At 71.7% G+C, this 17,010-nt stretch carries 17 protein-coding genes and 3 pseudogenes; 9 read left to right on the top strand and 11 right to left on the bottom strand.

The genetic code is table 11. From position 1 onward, the window contains the following. Positions 1–189 precede the first annotated feature (189 nt). The 4 genes from LRS10_RS01130 (at position 190) to LRS10_RS01115 (ending at position 5,352) form a co-directional block, all read left to right on the top strand. A complete protein-coding gene (locus LRS10_RS01130; protein ID WP_257835645.1) occupies positions 190–516 on the top strand; it encodes a hypothetical protein in 327 nt (108 codons plus the stop codon). After that, on the top strand, positions 516–3,164 hold the full coding sequence (gene metH / locus LRS10_RS01125; RefSeq protein WP_257835644.1) for a methionine synthase: 2,649 nt from the start codon (positions 516–518) through the stop codon (positions 3,162–3,164). The genes LRS10_RS01130 and metH overlap by 1 nt, the downstream gene beginning before the upstream one ends. Before the next feature lie 84 nt (positions 3,165–3,248). Beyond that, on the top strand, positions 3,249–4,706 hold the full coding sequence (locus tag LRS10_RS01120; RefSeq protein WP_257835643.1) for an amidohydrolase: 1,458 nt from the start codon (positions 3,249–3,251) through the stop codon (positions 4,704–4,706). A 268-nt stretch (positions 4,707–4,974) separates the two neighbouring features. After that, positions 4,975–5,352 carry a VOC family protein gene (locus LRS10_RS01115; RefSeq protein ID WP_257835642.1) on the top strand — a complete coding sequence of 126 codons (378 nt, stop codon included), beginning with the start codon at positions 4,975–4,977 and terminating at the stop codon, positions 5,350–5,352. Between the two features lies 1 nt (position 5,353). On the opposite strand, the gene LRS10_RS01110 is transcribed toward LRS10_RS01115, so the two are convergent. After that, complete coding sequence (locus LRS10_RS01110; protein ID WP_257835641.1) at positions 5,354–6,214, bottom strand: hypothetical protein; 861 nt, start codon at positions 6,212–6,214, stop codon at positions 5,354–5,356. A gap of 386 nt (positions 6,215–6,600) precedes the next feature. Between LRS10_RS01110 and LRS10_RS24795 the strand changes: the two are divergent. After that, a pseudogene (locus tag LRS10_RS24795) lies at positions 6,601–7,212 on the top strand (hypothetical protein); the annotation flags it as partial. Positions 7,213–7,353: 141 nt separating this feature from the next. On the opposite strand, the gene LRS10_RS01105 reads toward LRS10_RS24795, so the two are convergent. Beyond that, entirely contained in the window at positions 7,354–7,698 is a 345-nt protein-coding gene (locus LRS10_RS01105; protein ID WP_257839052.1) for a GFA family protein, read from the bottom strand. Positions 7,699–7,973: 275 nt separating this feature from the next. Between LRS10_RS01105 and LRS10_RS01100 the strand changes: the two genes are divergently transcribed. Further along, positions 7,974–8,189, top strand: a complete 216-nt coding sequence (locus LRS10_RS01100; RefSeq protein WP_257835640.1) for a hypothetical protein — start codon at positions 7,974–7,976, stop codon at positions 8,187–8,189. Here LRS10_RS01100 and LRS10_RS01095 read toward each other — a convergent pair. Beyond that, a complete protein-coding gene (locus LRS10_RS01095; protein ID WP_257835639.1) occupies positions 8,142–9,296 on the bottom strand; it encodes a cation:proton antiporter in 1,155 nt (384 codons plus the stop codon). The genes LRS10_RS01100 and LRS10_RS01095 overlap by 48 nt on opposite strands. 130 nt (positions 9,297–9,426) lie before the next feature. Here LRS10_RS01095 and LRS10_RS01090 point away from each other — a divergent pair, with 130 nt between their 5' ends. Continuing rightward, entirely contained in the window at positions 9,427–10,125 is a 699-nt protein-coding gene (locus tag LRS10_RS01090) for a LamG domain-containing protein (protein ID WP_257835638.1), read from the top strand. Positions 10,126–10,169: 44 nt separating this feature from the next. After that, a complete protein-coding gene (locus LRS10_RS01085; protein ID WP_257835637.1) occupies positions 10,170–10,637 on the top strand; it encodes a hypothetical protein in 468 nt (155 codons plus the stop codon). A 42-nt stretch (positions 10,638–10,679) separates the two neighbouring features. Here LRS10_RS01085 and LRS10_RS01080 read toward each other — a convergent pair whose 3' ends face one another. The 3 genes and pseudogenes from LRS10_RS01080 to LRS10_RS24785 form a co-directional block, all read right to left on the bottom strand. Beyond that, positions 10,680–11,021, bottom strand: coding sequence for an ATP-binding protein (locus tag LRS10_RS01080; RefSeq protein ID WP_257835636.1), 342 nt, complete (start codon positions 11,019–11,021; stop codon positions 10,680–10,682). Positions 11,022–11,163: 142 nt separating this feature from the next. Then, a pseudogene (locus LRS10_RS24790) lies at positions 11,164–11,418 on the bottom strand (sensor histidine kinase); the annotation flags it as partial. A gap of 142 nt (positions 11,419–11,560) precedes the next feature. Then, positions 11,561–11,881, bottom strand: a pseudogene (locus LRS10_RS24785) (GAF domain-containing protein); the annotation flags it as partial. A gap of 73 nt (positions 11,882–11,954) precedes the next feature. Here LRS10_RS24785 and LRS10_RS01075 point away from each other — a divergent pair. Beyond that, positions 11,955–12,227: an Hpt domain-containing protein gene (locus LRS10_RS01075; RefSeq protein ID WP_257835635.1), complete on the top strand. Its 273-nt coding sequence runs from the start codon at positions 11,955–11,957 to the stop codon at positions 12,225–12,227. Here the strand turns inward: LRS10_RS01075 and LRS10_RS01070 are convergent. From LRS10_RS01070 to LRS10_RS01050, 5 genes are all read right to left on the bottom strand, one after another. Then, positions 12,193–13,656: a glycosyltransferase family 2 protein gene (locus LRS10_RS01070; RefSeq protein ID WP_257835634.1), complete on the bottom strand. Its 1,464-nt coding sequence runs from the start codon at positions 13,654–13,656 to the stop codon at positions 12,193–12,195. The two genes, LRS10_RS01075 and LRS10_RS01070, sit on opposite strands and share 35 nt — an antisense overlap. Continuing rightward, entirely contained in the window at positions 13,656–14,699 is a 1,044-nt protein-coding gene (locus LRS10_RS01065; protein ID WP_257835633.1) for a HEAT repeat domain-containing protein, read from the bottom strand. The genes LRS10_RS01070 and LRS10_RS01065 overlap by 1 nt, the downstream gene beginning before the upstream one ends. A gap of 1 nt (position 14,700) precedes the next feature. Further along, positions 14,701–15,810 carry a YaiO family outer membrane beta-barrel protein gene (locus LRS10_RS01060; RefSeq protein WP_257835632.1) on the bottom strand — a complete coding sequence of 370 codons (1,110 nt, stop codon included), beginning with the start codon at positions 15,808–15,810 and terminating at the stop codon, positions 14,701–14,703. Continuing rightward, the gene (locus LRS10_RS01055; RefSeq protein WP_257835631.1) at positions 15,807–16,193 is read right to left on the bottom strand and encodes a response regulator transcription factor; all 387 of its coding nucleotides are present in this window, start codon (positions 16,191–16,193) and stop codon (positions 15,807–15,809) included. Before LRS10_RS01055 ends, LRS10_RS01060 begins: the two co-directional genes overlap by 4 nt. A gap of 164 nt (positions 16,194–16,357) precedes the next feature. Further along, positions 16,358–16,975, bottom strand: a complete 618-nt coding sequence (locus LRS10_RS01050) for an exodeoxyribonuclease III (protein ID WP_374570861.1) — start codon at positions 16,973–16,975, stop codon at positions 16,358–16,360. Between the last annotated feature and the right edge of the window lie 35 nt (positions 16,976–17,010).

The raw sequence follows: 17,010 nt of genomic DNA, 5'->3' as shown, positions 1-17,010 counted from the left end.
TCATCGCGCGACAGAAGATGTTCTTCGTCGCGACGGCGCCCTTGTCGGGCGAGGGCTCGGTCAACGTCTCGCCGAAGGGCTACGACACCTTCGTCGTCTTGGACGAGAAGACCGTCGCCTACCTGGACCTGGGCGGGTCAGGCGCCGAGACGATGGCGCACGTCCGGGGAGAACGGCCGCATCACCCTGATGTTCTGCGCCTTCGACGGCGCGCCGAAGATCCTGCGGCTGTACGGGCGTGGTCGCGCGGTCGCGCTCCACGACGCCGAGTTTCCGACCCTCCTGGCGCGGTTCCCCGGCTATGACCGGGCGCGGGCTGTCATCGTCGTCGAGCTCAGCCGCATCGCCGACAGCTGCGGCTGGAGCATCCCCTTCTTCGACTATCGCGGCGAGCGGGATCAGCTCCGCCGCTGGATCGATCACCGGCCGCTCGAGGAGTGGACGGCCCGTCGCTACGCCAGCAACGCCAAATCCATCGACGGGCTGCCGGCCCTTGTACCTCCTGAGGCAGATTAGTGCGCCCTACATTCGTGAACGTCGGTGAGCGGACGAACGTCACCGGCTCGGCCAAATTCCGGAAGCTGATCGCCGAGGGGCATTATCCCGAGGCGCTGAGCGTGGCGCGGCAACAGGTGGAGGCGGGCGCCCAGGTCATTGACGTCAACATGGACGAGGGCCTGCTGGATTCGGTCGCCGCCATGCGGACGTTCCTGAACCTGATGGCGGCCGAGCCCGACATCGCCCGCGTGCCGGTGATGATCGACAGCTCCAAGTGGGAGGTGATCGAGGCCGGGCTGCAGTGCGTGCAGGGCAAGTCGATCGTCAATTCGATCAGCCTGAAGGAAGGCGAAGAGAAGTTCATCGAGCAGGCCAAGGCCTGCCTGCGCTATGGCGCCGCCGTGGTGGTGATGGCCTTCGACGAGGTGGGCCAGGCCGACACCCAGGACCGCAAGGTCGAGATCTGCACGCGCGCCTACCGCATCCTGACCGAGCAGGTGGGCTTCCCGCCGGAAGACATCATCTTCGACCCCAACATCTTCGCGGTCGCGACCGGCATTGAGGAGCACGACAACTACGCGGTCGACTTCATCGAGGCGACGCGGCGGATCAAGGCCGAGCTGCCGCATGCGCGGGTGTCCGGCGGGGTCTCGAACGTCAGCTTTTCGTTCCGCGGGAACGAGCCGGTGCGCCGCGCGATCCACTCGGTGTTCCTGTACCACGCCATCGCGGCGGGCATGGACATGGGCATCGTCAACGCCGGTGATCTGCCGGTCTATGATGACATCGAGCCGGAGCTGCGCGAGGCCGTCGAGGACGTGATCCTGAACCGGCCGGCGAAGGGCGGCGTCTCCAACACCGAGCGGCTGGTGGACCTGGCGCCCAAGTACAAGGGCCAGAAAGGCGAGGCCAAGGTCGAGAACCTGGCCTGGCGCGAGCAGCCGGTCGAGGCGCGGCTGAGCCACGCGCTGGTGCACGGCATCACGGACTGGATCGAGGCCGACACCGAGGAGGCGCGGCAGAAGGCCGAGCGGCCGCTGCACGTCATCGAAGGCCCGCTGATGGACGGCATGAACGTGGTCGGCGACCTGTTCGGGGCGGGGAAGATGTTCCTGCCGCAGGTGGTGAAGTCGGCCCGGGTCATGAAGCAGGCCGTGGCCTACCTGATGCCCTTCATGGAGGCGGAGAAGGAGGGCAAGCCGCGGGAGCACGCCGGGCGGGTGCTGATGGCGACGGTCAAGGGCGACGTCCACGACATCGGCAAGAACATCGTCGGTGTGGTGTTACAATGTAACAATTACGAGGTCGTGGACCTGGGCGTGATGGTGCCGGCGGACCGGATCCTCGACGAGGCCGAGAAGCACCAGGTGGACATCGTCGGGCTGTCGGGGCTGATCACGCCGAGCCTGGACGAGATGAGCTTCGTGGCCGCCGAGATGGAGCGGCGGGGCTTCAAGATCCCGCTGCTGATCGGCGGCGCCACCACCTCGAAGACGCACACGGCGGTGAAGATCCAGCCGCGCTATCCGTCGGGCTCGACGACCTATGTGCTGGACGCCAGCCGGGCGGTGGGCGTGGTCTCGAACCTGCTGTCGAAGACGGAGAAGGCGCGATTCCTGGCGGAGACGGCGGCCGACTACGAGAAGGTCCGCCAGCAGTTCGCCCGCGGCCAGGGCAATCGCGCCCGGGCCAGCCTGCAGGAGGCGCGGGACAACGCGTTCACGCCCGACTGGACGGCCTACGACCCGCCGAAGCCGAGCTTCCTGGGCGTGCGGACCTTCGCGCCCTACGACCTGCCGGAGCTGCGGCGGCACATCGACTGGACCCCGTTCTTCGCGAGCTGGGAGCTGGTGGGCCGCTTCCCCGACATCCTGACCGACGAGGTGGTCGGCAAGGCGGCGACGGACCTGTTCAACGACGCCCAGCGGATGCTGGACCGCATCCTGCAGGAGGGACTGCTGGAGGCGCGCGGCGTGGTGGGCTTCTGGCCGGCCAACGCCGAGGGCGACGACATTGTGGTCTATGCCGACGAGGCGCGGGAGGCCGAGCTTGCGCGGCTGCACACGCTGCGCCAGCAGATGATCAAGACGGGCGACGGCGCCAACGTGGCGCTGGCCGACTTCGTGGCGCCGGTGGGGACCAAGGCCGACTACATCGGCGGCTTCGCGGTGACCGCCGGCCATGGGGAACTCGCCCAGGCCAAGGCGTTCAAGGACGCCGGCGACGACTATTCGGCGATCCTGTTCACGGCCCTCGCCGACCGGCTGGCCGAGGCCTTCGCCGAGGCGCTCCACCGGAAGGTGCGTACAGAGCTGTGGGGCTATGCGCCGGACGAGCCCTTCGACATCGACGCCCTGATCGCCGAGAAGTACCGCGGCATTCGCCCCGCGCCCGGCTATCCGGCCCAGCCCGACCATACCGAGAAGACGACGCTGTTCCAGCTGCTGTCGGCGACCGAGACGGCGGGGATCGAGCTCACGGAAAGCTTCGCCATGACGCCGCCGGCGGCGGTGTCGGGGCTATATTTCGCCCATCCCGAGAGTCACTATTTCGGCGTCGGCCGGATCGAGCGCGACCAGGTTCAGGACTATGCCCGCCGGAAGGGCTGGGATGTGCGCACGGCTGAGCGCTGGCTGGCGCCGATCCTGAATTACGAGCCGGCGTAACCCCGTTCCCGACAATCCGCTTTGCGCGGCCGCTGAGGCTGCTTACGAATTTCGCCCGCAAGTTCAGCTTTCGGGGGCTTTTCGATGAAGCGGGTTCTTCTGGCGGCGGCGGCCGTCCTGGCGTTCGCGGGCGCGGCGGACGCGGCCGAGCTCTCGGCGCAGGATCGCGCGCAGATCAAGGCCAGCGTCGACAAGGCGGGCCCGCGGCTGGGCCAGGTGGCCAAGCAGATCTGGGACTACGCCGAGGTCGGCTACCAGGAGCACAAGAGCTCGGCCCTGCTGCAGTCCGAGCTGAAGAAGGCGGGCTTCAAGGTCGAGGCCGGCGTGGCCGGCATGCCCACCGCCTTCGTGGGCAGCTTCAAGTCGGGCGAAGGCCCGGTGATCGGCATCCTCGCCGAGTACGACGCCCTGCCGGGTCTGGCCCAGGCCGCCAGCCCCGAGCGCAAGGCGATCCCGGGCGTCGCCGGCCACGCCTGCGGCCACCACGTGTTCGGCGCGGCCTCCGTGCAGGCGGCCATCAGCCTCAAGGAATGGATGGTCGCCAACGGCGTGAAGGGCGAGGTCCGCGTCTATGGCTCGCCGGCCGAGGAGGGCGGTTCGGGCAAGGTCTATCTGGTGCGCTCCGGCCTGTTCAAGGACGTGGACGCGACGCTCCACTGGCATGCGGGCGACGCCAATGACGCGAGCCAGGGCGTCAGCCTGGCCAACATCTCGGGCAAGTTCCGCTTCGCCGGCGCCTCGTCGCACGCCTCGGCGGCGCCGTGGCGCGGACGCTCGGCGCTGGACGGCGTGGAGGTGATGAACGCGGCGGTGAACATGCTGCGCGAGCACATCCCGGACGGCACGCGCATCCACTATGTCGTCACCGACGGCGGCCAGGCGCCCAACGTCGTGCCGGAGAAGGCCGAGGCCTACTACTATGTCCGCCACCGCGATCCGCAGGTGGTGCGCGACGTGATGGCCCGGGTGATGAAGGCCGCCGAGGGCGCGGCCATGGCCACAGAGACAAAGGTCAGCTTCGAGCAGACCGGCGGCGTCTACAACATGCTGCCGAACGAGACCCTGGCGAAGGTGATGGACCAGAACCTGCGCGACGTGGGCGGGGTGGTCTGGAACGCGGAGGAGCGGGCCTTCGCCGAGGCGCTGCAGAAGCACCTGCCGACCACCAACGCCAAGTTGGAGAGCGCGGCCGAGGTGCAGCCGATGCGGATCGGCGGCGACGGCGGCGGCTCGACCGACGTGTCCGACGTGAGCTGGGTGACGCCGACGGTGGGCATGCGCGCCGCGGTCTGGGTGCCGGGCACCCCGGCGCATTCGTGGCAGGCGGTGGCGGCCGGCGGCACGAGCATGGCCACCAAGGGCGGCGTCGTGGCCGCCAAGTCGCTGGCGCTCACCGGCGCGGCCCTGTTCCGCGACCCGGCGACGATCGAGGCGGCCAAGGCCGAGCTCAACCAGAAGCGCGGGCCGGACTTCCAGTACAGGGCGATGGTCGGCGATCGCCCGCCGCCGCTGGACTACCGCGCGAAGTCGGGCGCGGAGTGACGACCTCCCCTGCGTAGCGGGGGAGGGGGACCGTCGGCCGAAGACGGCGTCGCCGTCTGAAGAGCGGACGGTGGAGGGGGCGAGCGGCCGACCGGCGCGACGGCCCGCAGCTGAACTGCCGCGCCTGGGGCCTGCCCCCTCCACCATTCGCTCTTCGGCGAATGGTCCCCCCCCCGCCACCGCTTGCGCGATGGGGGAGGTAGGGCTCGCGGAACGGCGGTCGACCCCTTATCTGAAGCCTTCAAGCTTGGCCGGAGGAGGCTTTCCGATGTTCGATCATCTCTCGCTGGGCGTGCGCGATCTCGCCGCCGCCCGCCGCTTCTACGACGCCTTCTTCGGGCCGCTGGGCGTGGCGGTCTCCCTGACCACCGAGAAGGAGCTGGCCTACGGGCCGGGCGGGGTGGGCGGCCACCTCTACCTCTATCCGGTGAGCGGCGCGCAGGTGGCGGGCCTCGGGACCCACATCGCGTTCACGGCCGGCAGCCGGGCGGAGGTCGACCAGGCCTATGCGGCCGCTGTCGCAGCGGGGGCCGAGCCGGTGCGGGCCGCGGGGCCGCATCCCGATATCGCGCCCGACTACTACGGCTGCGTGCTGTTCGATCCCGACGGCAACAAGCTGGAGATCGTCGCCGGCACGATGCACTGATCTACCAGCGGCGGCCCCAGGCGGGCGGATAGCTGGGCTGCGCTTGCGGGTAGATGGGATAGCGGGGCTGGAAAGCCGGGCGGTAGTCTCCGCCGTACGGCTCGTCGTCCCAATCCCGGCGGCGGGCGTCTTCATACTCGCGGCGGCGGGCGGCCTCGTAGTCGTACTCGCGCTGGTACTCCCGCTGGCGGGCCTCGGCGTAGACGCGCTCGCGTTCCTGGGCTTCCTGGCGGCGCTGGCGTTCGGCCTCCTGCTCCACGCGCTGGCGCTGGGCTTCCGCCGCGGCGGTCTGGGCGCGGGCGGCCTCGAGCTGGGCCTGGACGACGGCCTGCTTGCGGGCGTCCTCCTCGGCGCGGGCCTTGGCCTCGGCGTCGGCCGCCGCGCGGGCGCGCGCCTGGGACGCGATCTGGGCGCCGCAGACCCGCAGATCGGTGAGGCCCTGTTCCGAGCCGGCGAGGGTGGCCGAGACGGGCTCCTCCGACAGCCAGGCGATGTCGAGGGTCTGGCCCTTGCGCATGGCCGCCTCGGTCTCTTCCGACAGCACCAGCTCGCCGGTGACCCCGTCGGCGCGGCGCATCACCAGGTTGGAGAAGCGGTTGCGGTCCACCCGGATCGGCAGGAAGGCCCGTTCGGGCAGGTCAGGCTTGGCGAAGGTCAGGCTGACGACCTGGCCGTCCGAGGTGAGCGTCACCGGCGTCACGGCGCCGGAGCGCGAGGTGAGTTCGATCTGGGTCCGGCAGGCGGCGTCGGCCGGGGAGATGATCCACGGCATGGCGACGGGCCGCGAGGGCGCGGCCGCGGCGGCTGTGGCGAGCGCCGCAGCAGGCGCGGCGAGGGCGAGAATTCGGGTCACGTGACGCACTTGCAGGCTCCGGCTGACACGCGGGGGTAAGCGTAACTCAAGCGGGGCGCGTGAAGGGTGCGGCGCGGCCGCGCACCCCCAAAGCCGCCGCCAGCCGGCGATTAGGGCGGAGGCTGCATGAACGGGGGATGAGCGGCCTGGGGTGCTCCCCGGTGGGGAAGCGGGTGAGGGGGTGATCTGCGGCCGCCGACGCCGCGCGCACGATCCTGGCGTTTGTGTTTGCGGAGGTTGCGGAGCCCACCTCGGGTGACCCCCTCCGGCCGGTCCTCCCCAGATGGGGGAGGACCGGTAGCCGCATAGCTGTTCTCGATTTGTTCTTGACATCGGCTCCGCGCTCAGCCACCTTATCGCTGGGCGGCGTGCGGCCGTGCTTGCGGACAATTCGGATGGATGGCGGCGGAGCGGCCTGGGGGCGCGGGGACGGGCTCCCGCGGCGGGAGCATGTGCGTTTCACCGAGGCCCTGGCGGACGAGATCGTGGGCCGGGTGGCGGCGGGCGAGAGCCTGGCGGCGCTGGAGCAGGACCCGCGGATGCCGAGCCGGACGGCGATCGGGGTCTGGCGGCGCAGCCACATGGAGTTCGGGGAACGGCTGGCGGCGGCGCAGCGACGCGCGCGGCTGGCGCGGCGGCTGGCGGACCGCGAGCGCGAGGCCGAGCGGCGGGCGCGGCGTGACCTGGCGCGGCGGGACGGCGGCCATGAGCCGACCTACACGGCCGAGATCGGCGAGGAGATCTGCTTTCGCCTGGCGAACGGCGAGAGCCTGATCTCGATCTGCCGCGACGATCACCTGCCGACGCCGGCGACGGTCTATCGCTGGGTGCAGCGCCTCCCCGACTTCGAGGACCTGTACGTGGCCGCCCGGCAGTTCCAGGGGGACTACCTGTTCGACGAGACGCGCGAACTGGCGGGCGAGGTGACGCCCGGCAACGTCTGGGCCTGCCGGTTCAAGTTCGACCTGATCCGCTGGCAGGCGCCCAGGCTCGCGCCGCGCAAGTACAGCGAGCGGCTGGTGGCGCGGGACGCCGAACAGGAAGCCCGGCCGATGACCGTGATGGTCAAGGAGTTCACCCCGCGGCCCACGGCGGCGGAGCCGCGCAGCGCGGGCGGGGGTGAGGCAGCGGGCCGGCGCCGACCAGACCTAGGCCCGGCTCTCCGCGTACTCGGCCATCAGGCGGCCGAAGTCCTCGGGGGCGGGGAAGCGGTCGAAGCTGTGTTTCGCGGGCGTGGTCGCCCAGGGCAGCTTCTCGGCGGTCTGGGTCTCCATGAAGGGCTCGAGGCCCGACGGGTCGTCGAGGAGCGGGCTGCGGACGTTGACGAACGGGCCGATGGCGTCGGGCCGCGTGAACATCCAGCTCATGCACTTGGGGCAGAAGAAATGGCGGAGGTCGGGGCTGCCGGCGCCGCCGACGACAGGTTCGCCCGCGGTGACCTCGAACCCTTCGCCGGCGACCAGGACGCTGAGGGAGAACGCGCTGGCGGTCATCTTCTGACAGCCGCGGCAGTGGCAAGCCATGGTGACGAGCGGCGCTCCCGTCAGGCGGAAGCGGACCTGGCCGCAGCGGCAGCCGCCCTCGCGGGTCGCGTTTTCGGCCTCGGGCATGGCGATCTCCTGTCCGGCCACGGCTCAACCGGGGGATACTGGCGCACCGGAGGACGCGAAGCCAGACAGCGGGGAAGCGTCGCCGTGGTTCAGATTGGGTTCAAAAGACCAGCGTCATACGGCGCGCCCTTTTCCAAGCCTGCCGTATGAGGACACCCTTGCCGAGCTACCGCCTCTACAAGCTGGGGCCCGACGGACGGATCGCGGTCGGCGAATGGCTGGAGGCCGCCGATCTCCGCGAGGCTCAGGTCAAGGCGCGGGCGATGTGCGCCGGCCAGCCGTTCGATTGCGAGCTGTGGCTGGGCGCCGAGCGTCTGGATGCGTTCTCATGTGGCGCGGCGTCCCCGGCCGACGGCGAGGCCGAGGCGCCCTAGGCGGCCAGCGGCGCCGGAGGCGTCCGGCGGGGCCAGCGCGCCGGCGCGACGGCCGTACGCCGCCCGAAACAGCGGGGCGGCCATGAAGGTCGTCACCAGGGCCATCAGCACGAGGATCGAGAACAGGGCGGGCTGGATCAGGCCGGCCTGCAGTCCGATGTTGAGGACCACGAGCTCCATCAGGCCCCGGGTGTTGATCAGCACGCCGACGGCGAGCGCGGTCGGGTTGTCGTGGCCGGTGAGGCGGGCGGCGAGCCAGCCGCCCCCGACCTTGGAGCCGACGGCGGCAAGCAGCACGACGGCGGCGACGGCCGCCAGGGCGGGGTCGGTCGCCAGGTCGAGGCGGGTGTTCAGTCCCGAGACGGCGAAGAACACCGGCACGAGGGCGGCGGCGACGATCGGTTCCAGGCCGGCCTTCAGGCGCCGCGCCACCGGTCCGCGCGGGACCACGAGGCCTGCGGCGAAGCCTCCGAACACCGCATAGAGGCCAAGGTCCGGGACGCCGCCTCCGCCGCCGACGGTCGCCAGCACCAGGGCGAGGAGGATCCACGCCCCGACGTCGCCCAGCGCCCCGGCCGAGAGGCTGAGCGCGCCCAGCGGCGTCTCGGTCAGGCCCCGCTCGTCGAGGATGCGGGCCAGGACCGGGAAGGCGGTGATCGCCAGGCTGGCGCCGAGGAACAGCGTGGCCTGGGCGAGGTCCAGGTGATCGGCGAAGAGGCCCGGGCGGGCCAGCAGCCAAGGGGCCAGGGCCGCGGCGGCGAGGAAGGGGACCATCATGCCTGCGGCGGCGAACGCTCCCGCGCCGGCCGCCTGGCGGCGGAGATGGCCGCGGTCGAAGCCGAGCCCCACAAGGAACATGTAGAGGCCGACCCCGGCTGGGCGACGAGGTGGAGGGCGCCGCGCGTCTCGGCGGGGAACAGGGCGCCCCTGCAGGTCCGGGGCGAGGAGCCCGAAGAGCGAGGGGCCCAGCAGGATGCCGGCGGTCATCTCGCCGACCACGCGCGGCTGGCCCAGGAACCGGCGGAACAGCCAGCCCGCGGCATGAGCGGCCGCCAGGATGACCGCGAACTGCAGGACGAGGACGGCGGTGAAGGTCGCCGGCGCCATGATGGCCTCCCAGGTCGTCCTCTAGGCGGGACGTTTCATGGTATCGGTAACGTCGGTTTGCGGAGGCGCCTAGGCGCCGGGCGCGGAATGTGGCCCCCTGGCCCGCATGCAGTGCCTCGATCGCAGGACCGTGCTGGCCGGCGCCGCCGCGCTGACGTCCGCACCGGCGTTCGCCGCCGCGGAGCCGGGCAAGCCGCGCGTGTGGAGCTTCACGCGACCCGACCGGGTGGGCGGACTTGCGACCGAGGTGCTGGGCGAGCCACGCGTGACGCCGGGGCCGGGGGGCAGGGCGCTGCTGTTCGACGGCCAGGACGACGGGTTGGTGATCCCGGAACATCCGCTCGCCGGCGCGCGGGCCTTCACCATCGAGGCGGTGTTCCGGCCGGACGGCGGCCGGTTCGAGCAGCGCTGGCTGCACCTGGCGCAGGACGCCGCGGACGCCGCGGACGCCGAGGGAGCGGGGAGCGTCTCGGGCGGGACGCGGATGCTGTTCGAGATCCGCGTGGCCGAGGACGCCTGGTGGCTGGACGCCTTCGTGAAGGGGCCGGGCTACAGCCAGGTGCTGATCGATCCGACCAAGCGGCATCCGGTGGGGCGCTGGGCGCATGTGGCCCAGGTGTGCGACGGCCGGCGCTACGCGGCCTATGTCGACGGCGTGCTGCAGGCCGAGGCGGAGATCGCCTTCCGGCCGCAGGGGCCCGGGCGGACCTCGGTGGGCGTTCGGTTGAACCGGGTGGACTGGTTCAACGGCGCCATCCGGGAATGCCGGTTCACGCCGGCGGCGCTTTCGCCCGGGCAGTTCACGCGGCCATCGGGGCTTGTCGGCTAGGAAAATTACATATGTAATGCGCGCTCCAGGATGGGAGCGACGTCATGAGCGCTGCGCTGCGTGGGCGACTTCGGGGTTCGAGGCTGACGAGTGGGCTGGTCGACCGGCTGCAGGCGGCGGGGATGGTCGGCGTGCTGGCGATCGCGGCGGCCGTGCCGCTGACCGACATCGCCAGGACATGGTGGGCGGCGCGCGCCGAGAAGGCGGCCTGGGACGGCATCACCGGCCCGGCCTGTGACGTGGCGGCGAGCGCGCCCGTGTCACGGCGGCTGCCGCGGACCTTCACCTATGGCGATGCGACCTTCACGCGCCAGCACGGGCACGTCAGCTGTGCGGGGTTCCGGGACGACGGGCAGGTGTATCGGATCTGCCAGTTCAACGCGCCGGGCTATGTGAGCGTGACGACGCCCCGGGGGACGACGGTCTTCAGCCCGCCGCCGGTGCGGCGGACGACGGTGACGGTGCGCGACGGGGTGGCGACCTGCGTGGTCGGCGGCTGGTTCCGGAACTAGGCCGGAGCCAGGCCGGAGCCAGGCCGGAGCCAGGCCGGAGCGTCAGGCCAGGGGCAGGGCCAACGTGAAGACGCTGCCTTGGCCAGGTTCGCTGTCGACCGTCAGTTGGCCGCCCATGCGCTCAGCCAGGCGGCTGGAGATGGTGAGGCCGAGGCCGGTGCCGCCGTACTTCTTGGCGACCGAGGAGTCGGCCTGGATGAACCGGTCGAAGATCCGGGCCTGCCGATCCTTCGGGATGCCGACGCCGGTGTCGGCGACGCGGGCGTAGAGGCGGTCCTCGTCGGCGGAGAGGCTGAGCGTCACATGGCCGGCCTCGGTGAACTTCACGGCGTTGGACAGCAGGTTCAGCAGGATCTGGCGCAGGCGGGCGGTGGGGACCCGCACCTGGGGCAGCGACGGCGGCGCCTCGAAGCGCAGGTCGAGGTCCTTGGCGCGGGCCTGTTCGGCGACGATGCCCAGCGCATTCTCGGCGATCTCCCGGACGTCGGCGAGGTCGGCCGGCTCGTCCTCGGCGCCCTGAGTCGAGGCGGGCCAGGTCGAGAACGTCGTTGACGATGGCGAGCAGGGCCTGGCTCGCGGAATTGATCCGCTGGGCGAAGTGCTTCTCGCGCTCGGGCAGGTCCTTCGAGGCGTTGAGGATGCCGGAATAGCCGATGATGCTGGTGAGCGGGGTGCGCAGCTCGTGGCTCATGTTGGCGAGGAACTCGGAGCGCGCCTCGGCGGCGGCCTCGGCCTCGCGGCGGGCGAGTTCCAGGCGCTGGTTGGCCAGGCGCAGGTTCATCTCGCCGACGACGGCGGCGGCCAGGATCTGCAGTCGGCGCTGGTCCTTCTCGCTGGGCGGCTCGCGGGGCACGCGGTCGAGGATGCACAGCGCCCCGATGCGCGGGCCGCCGGGGCCCGGCACCTGCAGGGGGGCCCATGTAGAAGCGGATGTCGGGGTCGCCGGTGACGTAGGGATTGTCGCGGAAGCGGTCGTCCTCGGTCGCGTCGGGGACGATCATCACCTCGTCGGACCGGATGGTGTAGTCGCAGAAGGCGTCCTGGCGGGTGGTCTCGCCGCGCTCCAGGCCGTGGGCCGACTTCATCCACTGGCGCTCGGCGTCGATGAGCGTGACCAGCGCGATGGGGGCGTTGAACAGCTCGGCCGCCAGCTCGGTGATGCGGTCGAACGCCGCCTCGGCCGGCGTGTCGAGGACGCCATACTCGTGGAGGATGGCGAGACGTGCGAGCTCGGAGGGACTCAAAAGCAGGTTTCCGGATGGGTCGGCCGACGGTCCGCCATGCTAAGCCAAGGCAAGTTAAGGAAGATAGGGCGCGATGACCCAAACTGACCGACCGGATCCGCTGGCGGCGCTGAGAGCCCGGTTCCTGGCCCGGGCGGCCGATGACCTGGCCTGGATCCGGGCGACCGGGGGCGCGCCGCAGGATGAGCTGCTGGCGCGGGCGCACAAGCTGGCGGGCTCGGGCGGCGTGTTCGGTTACGGCGGCGTCAGCGCGGCGGCGGCGGCCCTGGAGGACGAGCTGCGGGAGGGGCGCCCCGCCGATATGACGGCGCTCATTTCGGCGCTGGAGGCGCTGCCGCCGGGCTGAAGCCCTTGCGGGTCATGGCCCCCCAGCCGTGCTGCTTGGTGACGAACTGCCAGGTCCCGCGGATGCGCCAGATGTTGTTGATCTGCCGGTAGCCGAAGTTCTCGATGATCGCCGCGAACAGCAGGATGACCAGCGATCGCGCGTTGGGGAAGCGGCGCAGCTCCACCTCCTCCAGCGCCAGCGCGCCGACGCTGATGACGACGCCGTAGGCGAAGCTCACCGCCAGGAAGGCCAGCAGGTACTCGGTCTGCAGGACGCCCAGCGCCCAGAAGGCGGGGATCAGCAGGTAGCCGAACAGCTCGATGAACGGCCCCAGGACGTCGACGAGCAGGATGTAGCCGAAGCCCAGGAAGCCGAGCCGCCCGTAGCGCGGATTGAAGAGCATGTCCCGGTGCCGGAAGAAGGTCTCCAGCGCCCCGCGATGCCAGCGGGCGCGCTGGCGGCCGAGGATCTGGAGGTCCTCGGGGCACTCGGTCCAGCAGACCGGCTCGTGGACGAAGGCGACCCGGTAGGGCCGCTTCTCCTGCCGGGCGCGCTTGTGGAGCTTGATGACCAGCTCCATGTCCTCGCCGACCGTGCCCAGGCTGTATCCGCCGACCTCGAGCACGGCGCTTCGGCGGAAGAGGCCGAAGGCGCCCGAGATGATCGTCAGCGCCTGCATCTCGCTCCAGGCGATGCGGGCCATCAGGAAGGCGCGCAGGTACTCGATGGTCTGGACGAGGGCCACGAGATTGCGCGGCACGCCGATCTTCACGACGTGGCCGTGTCGGATCTCGCAGCCATTGGCGATGCGCACGGTGCCGCCGACGGCGACGACGCGCTCGGGATCCTCGACGAACGGGCGCACCGCGCGCAGCAGGGCGTCGGGCTCGAGCAGGCTGTCGGCGTCCATCGAGCAGACGATCGGCGCGCGGGAGAGGTTGATTGCGGCGTTGAGCGCGTCGGCCTTGCCGCCGTTCTCCTTGTCGACGACCAGCAGCCGCGGCTGGTTCGGAGCCACATAGATGCCGCGGATCGGGGCGTGCGGGGCGATCGGCTCCCAGGCGCGCTCGGCGGGCCTGAGGTCGAAGGCCGCCTTCAGGGCCTCCATGGTGCCGTCCTTCGAGCCGTCGTTGACGACCACCACCTCGAAGCTGGGGTACTGCAGCGCGAGCAGCGACCGGAGGCTTTCGCCGATGGTCATCTCCTCGTTGTAGGCGGGGACCAGCAGGGCGATCGGCGGGGCGCTGTCGGCGTAGCGGCGCCACAGCATGCGGGCCTCGACCACGCCGCGCTCGCGGCGGAGGGCGTCGGCGGCGACGATGAGCTGCCAGATGTGGAAGGCGTTCTGCAGCAGGCCCGCGCCGATCACCAGGATGGCGATCGCCTCGGCGAAGCCGGTCAGCGCGATCAGCGCGCCCTGCACGGTGGCGTCGAGGTCGAACGGCATCAGACCACCCCCAGCTCGGCGAGGGTGAGCGAGGCGGCGCGCTGCGGCGCGGGTTCGGAGAGGGCGGCGGCGGTGCGGAGCCGCTCGAGGCCGGGCTCGCCCAGCCGGCCGAGCGAGGCGGCGGCCTGGAAGCGCACCCGCCAGGCGTCGTCGGACAGGCGGCCGTAGAGCGCCTCGGCCAGCTTGGGCAGGCGGGCTTCGCCGGCGGCCTCCGCGGCGGCCGCGCGGACCTCAGCGTCAGGATCGTCGAGGCCCGCGGCGATGGCCGTCTGGCCGGCGGGATGCTGCAGCCGGCCGAGCGCGCGGACGGCGGCCGCCCGGACGAGAGGCTCGGGCCGCCGCGCATTTTCCGCCAGGACGGTGATGGCGTTGTAGTCTCCGCTGCCGCCCAGGGCGTCGAGGACCAGGATGCGCAGTTCGGGGGCGAGGTCGTCGCGCGCCAACGCCAGGCTCGCGCCGGCCGGATCGGCCGCGGCCTGTTCGCGCAGGAATTCGGCGAAGCGGCCGGTCAGGCGCAGATCGCCCTGCGAGGCGGCGTCGAGGAGCTGGTCGACCGAGACCTGGCCGCCGGCGCGCGCCAGGGCCTCCAGCGCCGTCAGGCGCGCCTCGGGCGAGCGGTCCGCCAGTCTGCGCAGCGCGGCCTCGGTCTCAGGGCCGGGAAAGGCGGCGAGCGCCTCGGCGGCGGCGAGGCGGCCAGGCCAGGCTCCGGTGGACAGCCGCCGCCGAAGGCGGCCCGGCACGCCGATCGCCTCCAGGGCTTCGACAACCAGCTCCCGGTCACGGCCCCGGACCACGCCCAGGAAGTCGAGCAGGGTCTCGGCGATCAGGCGCGGGTCGTCCTGGTAGGGCCGCAGCGCCAGGGCGGCGTCGGCGCGCCCCTGCATCACGGCGAGCAGCGCGAATTCGATCGCCCGGCGGCGCGCCACGCGCCGCCGTTGCAGCCGCGCGCCCACCAGGCGCTGCACGATCAGAGCGGCCATCCAGCTCAACGCCATGGCCATGAGCACGAGCGCGATGGCCCAGATGGCGAGGAGCAGCGACACCTCAGAAGCGCCGGGTGAAGCCGAGGCTGACGAGGTCCTGGTCATAGGCGGCGCGATCCTCGCGCACGCCATCCAGGCGAAGGGTGAGGTCGTCCGAGACGTCATAGGCCAGGCCGAGCGCGACCGCCTTCACCCGCACGGTGACGCCCTCGCTGGACTCCGGCGCGTTGCTCCAGCCGCCCGAGAGCTGCAGCGGCGCGGCGGGTCGCCATGCGGCGCGCAGGGCGTAGCCGGCGCGGTGCTCGTCCGCTTCGTCGACGACGTTGATCCACCGGGCGGTGAGCGACACGGCCTCGCCGCGCGAGAGGGTGAGCGACGGGTGCAGGCTCCAGACGTCGCCCACGGCGTAGCGCGCGTAGCCGCCGTCGAGGCCGAGGCTCGCGCCCCAGCCGTCTCCGAAGGGCTTCGGCCGCGTCGCCGCGCCCGCGCGGACAGCGACCTTCGGCCGGAAGTCGGCCTTCGGCGTCCCGCCCACGGCGAGGTATCCGGCGCGGTTGGCCACGAGCCCTTCGACATAGGTGTCGGCGGCGCCGAACTGGCGCGCGTGCTCCAGCGCGCCGCCGAGGGTGAGGCCACCCCGGGTGCGGCTGAGGGCGAGGTTGCCGATCCGGGTCGACGACAGGCCGCGGGTGCGGTCGCCGTAGGTCGCCCCGGCGTCCAGCCGCCAGCGGGCGGCGCCCTCGGCCTCCGGCGGCGTGCGGCGGGCGGCGGCCACCTGGGCCTGCAAAGCGAGGGCGTCGGGGCCGGGCGGCCGGGCGGTCAGGGCGGGCGCCAGCCGGCGATCGGCCTCGTCGTAGTCGCCGCGGAAGAAGGCGACGCGGGCGCGGGCGACGGCCACGTCGGCGTAGTCCGGCGCCAGGCGCTGGGCTTCGGCGAGGGCGCGGTCGGCGTCGTCGAAGCGGCCGACGGCCGCGTAGGCCAAGCCGAGATTGAGCCAGACGTCGGCGTCGGCCGACTGCGTGCGGCTGGCGGCCTCCAGATGCGGAATGGCCTCCGCGGCCCGGCCGGCGCGGCGCAGCTCGGCGCCCGTCGCGAGCGGATCGGCGGCGGGCTGGGCAAGGGCGGGAACGGCGGCGGCGGCGAGCGCCGCCGCGAGGACCAGAGGCTTCAAGCCGAGGCTCCGCGCAGGCCGCTCATCAGGCGGTCGAGGCGGGCGACCAGTTCGTCCGGGTTGAAGGGCTTGGGCACATAGTCGGCGGCCCCCAGCTTCAGCGCGCTGACGATGTCGGCCTCGCGCTTGAGCGCGGTGAGCATGATGATGGCGACGTCGGCCAACCGGGGATCCTGCTTGAACCGACGCAGAGCCTCGAAGCCGTCCATCACCGGCATCATCGCGTCCAACACGACGACGCCCGGGATGTCCTCGGCGGCCGCCTCGAGGGCGGCGCGGCCGTCCTCGACGCTCTTCACGGCGTAGCCCGCCGCCTCCAGCTTGTGCTCCAGGATCGCGCGCAACAGCGGGTCGTCGTCGGCAATGAGAATGTACGGGCTCATCCGGGGGAACACGTCCGCATAACGTGGGGTCGGGTCAAGGTGCGAGAAGCCGGCGATGTAGCAGATACGCGTGCACGGAATCGCCGGACGCTTCGACGCGCGACGTTCGGTCGTTCGGCGCGTCTATCCTGAGCGGGTTCTCCATCGAGCGAGACTATGGGATTCTACGACCCGGCGAGCTCGATCCAGGTGGGCGCGTGGTCGCTGGTCTTGTCCCATCCACGGACGTGCCGATCGACGCCGGCGGCCTCCAGGCGGGGCGCGACGGGCGGACTGAGCAGCAGGTGGTCGATGCGCAGGCCGGCGTCGCGGGCGTAGGCGTTCCGGAAGTAATCCCAGAAGGTGTAGATCCGCTCGCCCGGATGCAGGAGTCGGAGGCTGTCGGTCCAGCCCTGCGCCAGCAGCCTGGCGTAGGCGTCCCGCACCTCGGGGCGGAAGAGGGCGTCGTCGAGCCAGCGCTCGGGCTTGTAGACGTCGAGGTCGGTCGGCATGACGTTGAAGTCGCCGACGAGAAGAGCCGGAACCTGCTGGTCGATCAGGCTCCGGCCGTGGGCGAGCAGCCGATCGAACCAGCGCAGCTTGTAGTCGAATTTCGGGCCCGGGGCGGGATTGCCGTTGGGCAGATAGAGACAGCCGATCAGCAGGCCGTTCACGGCGGCCTCGAGGTAGCGGCTCTGGACGTCCTCGGGATCGACGACGGGCAGGCCGCGGCGCACCTCCACCGGCTCTCCGCCGCGGGCCAGGATCGCCACGCCGTTCCAGCTCTTCTGGCCGTGCCAGATGGCCCCGTAGCCGACCTTTTCGATGGCTTCCCGCG

Source organism: Phenylobacterium sp. J426 (genome assembly GCF_024699945.1).
In the GTDB taxonomy this organism is placed as follows: Bacteria; Pseudomonadota; Alphaproteobacteria; order Caulobacterales; family Caulobacteraceae; genus Phenylobacterium.
The sequence above is the reverse complement of the archived record's forward strand: the minus strand, read 5'-3'. Positions and strand labels throughout refer to the sequence as shown.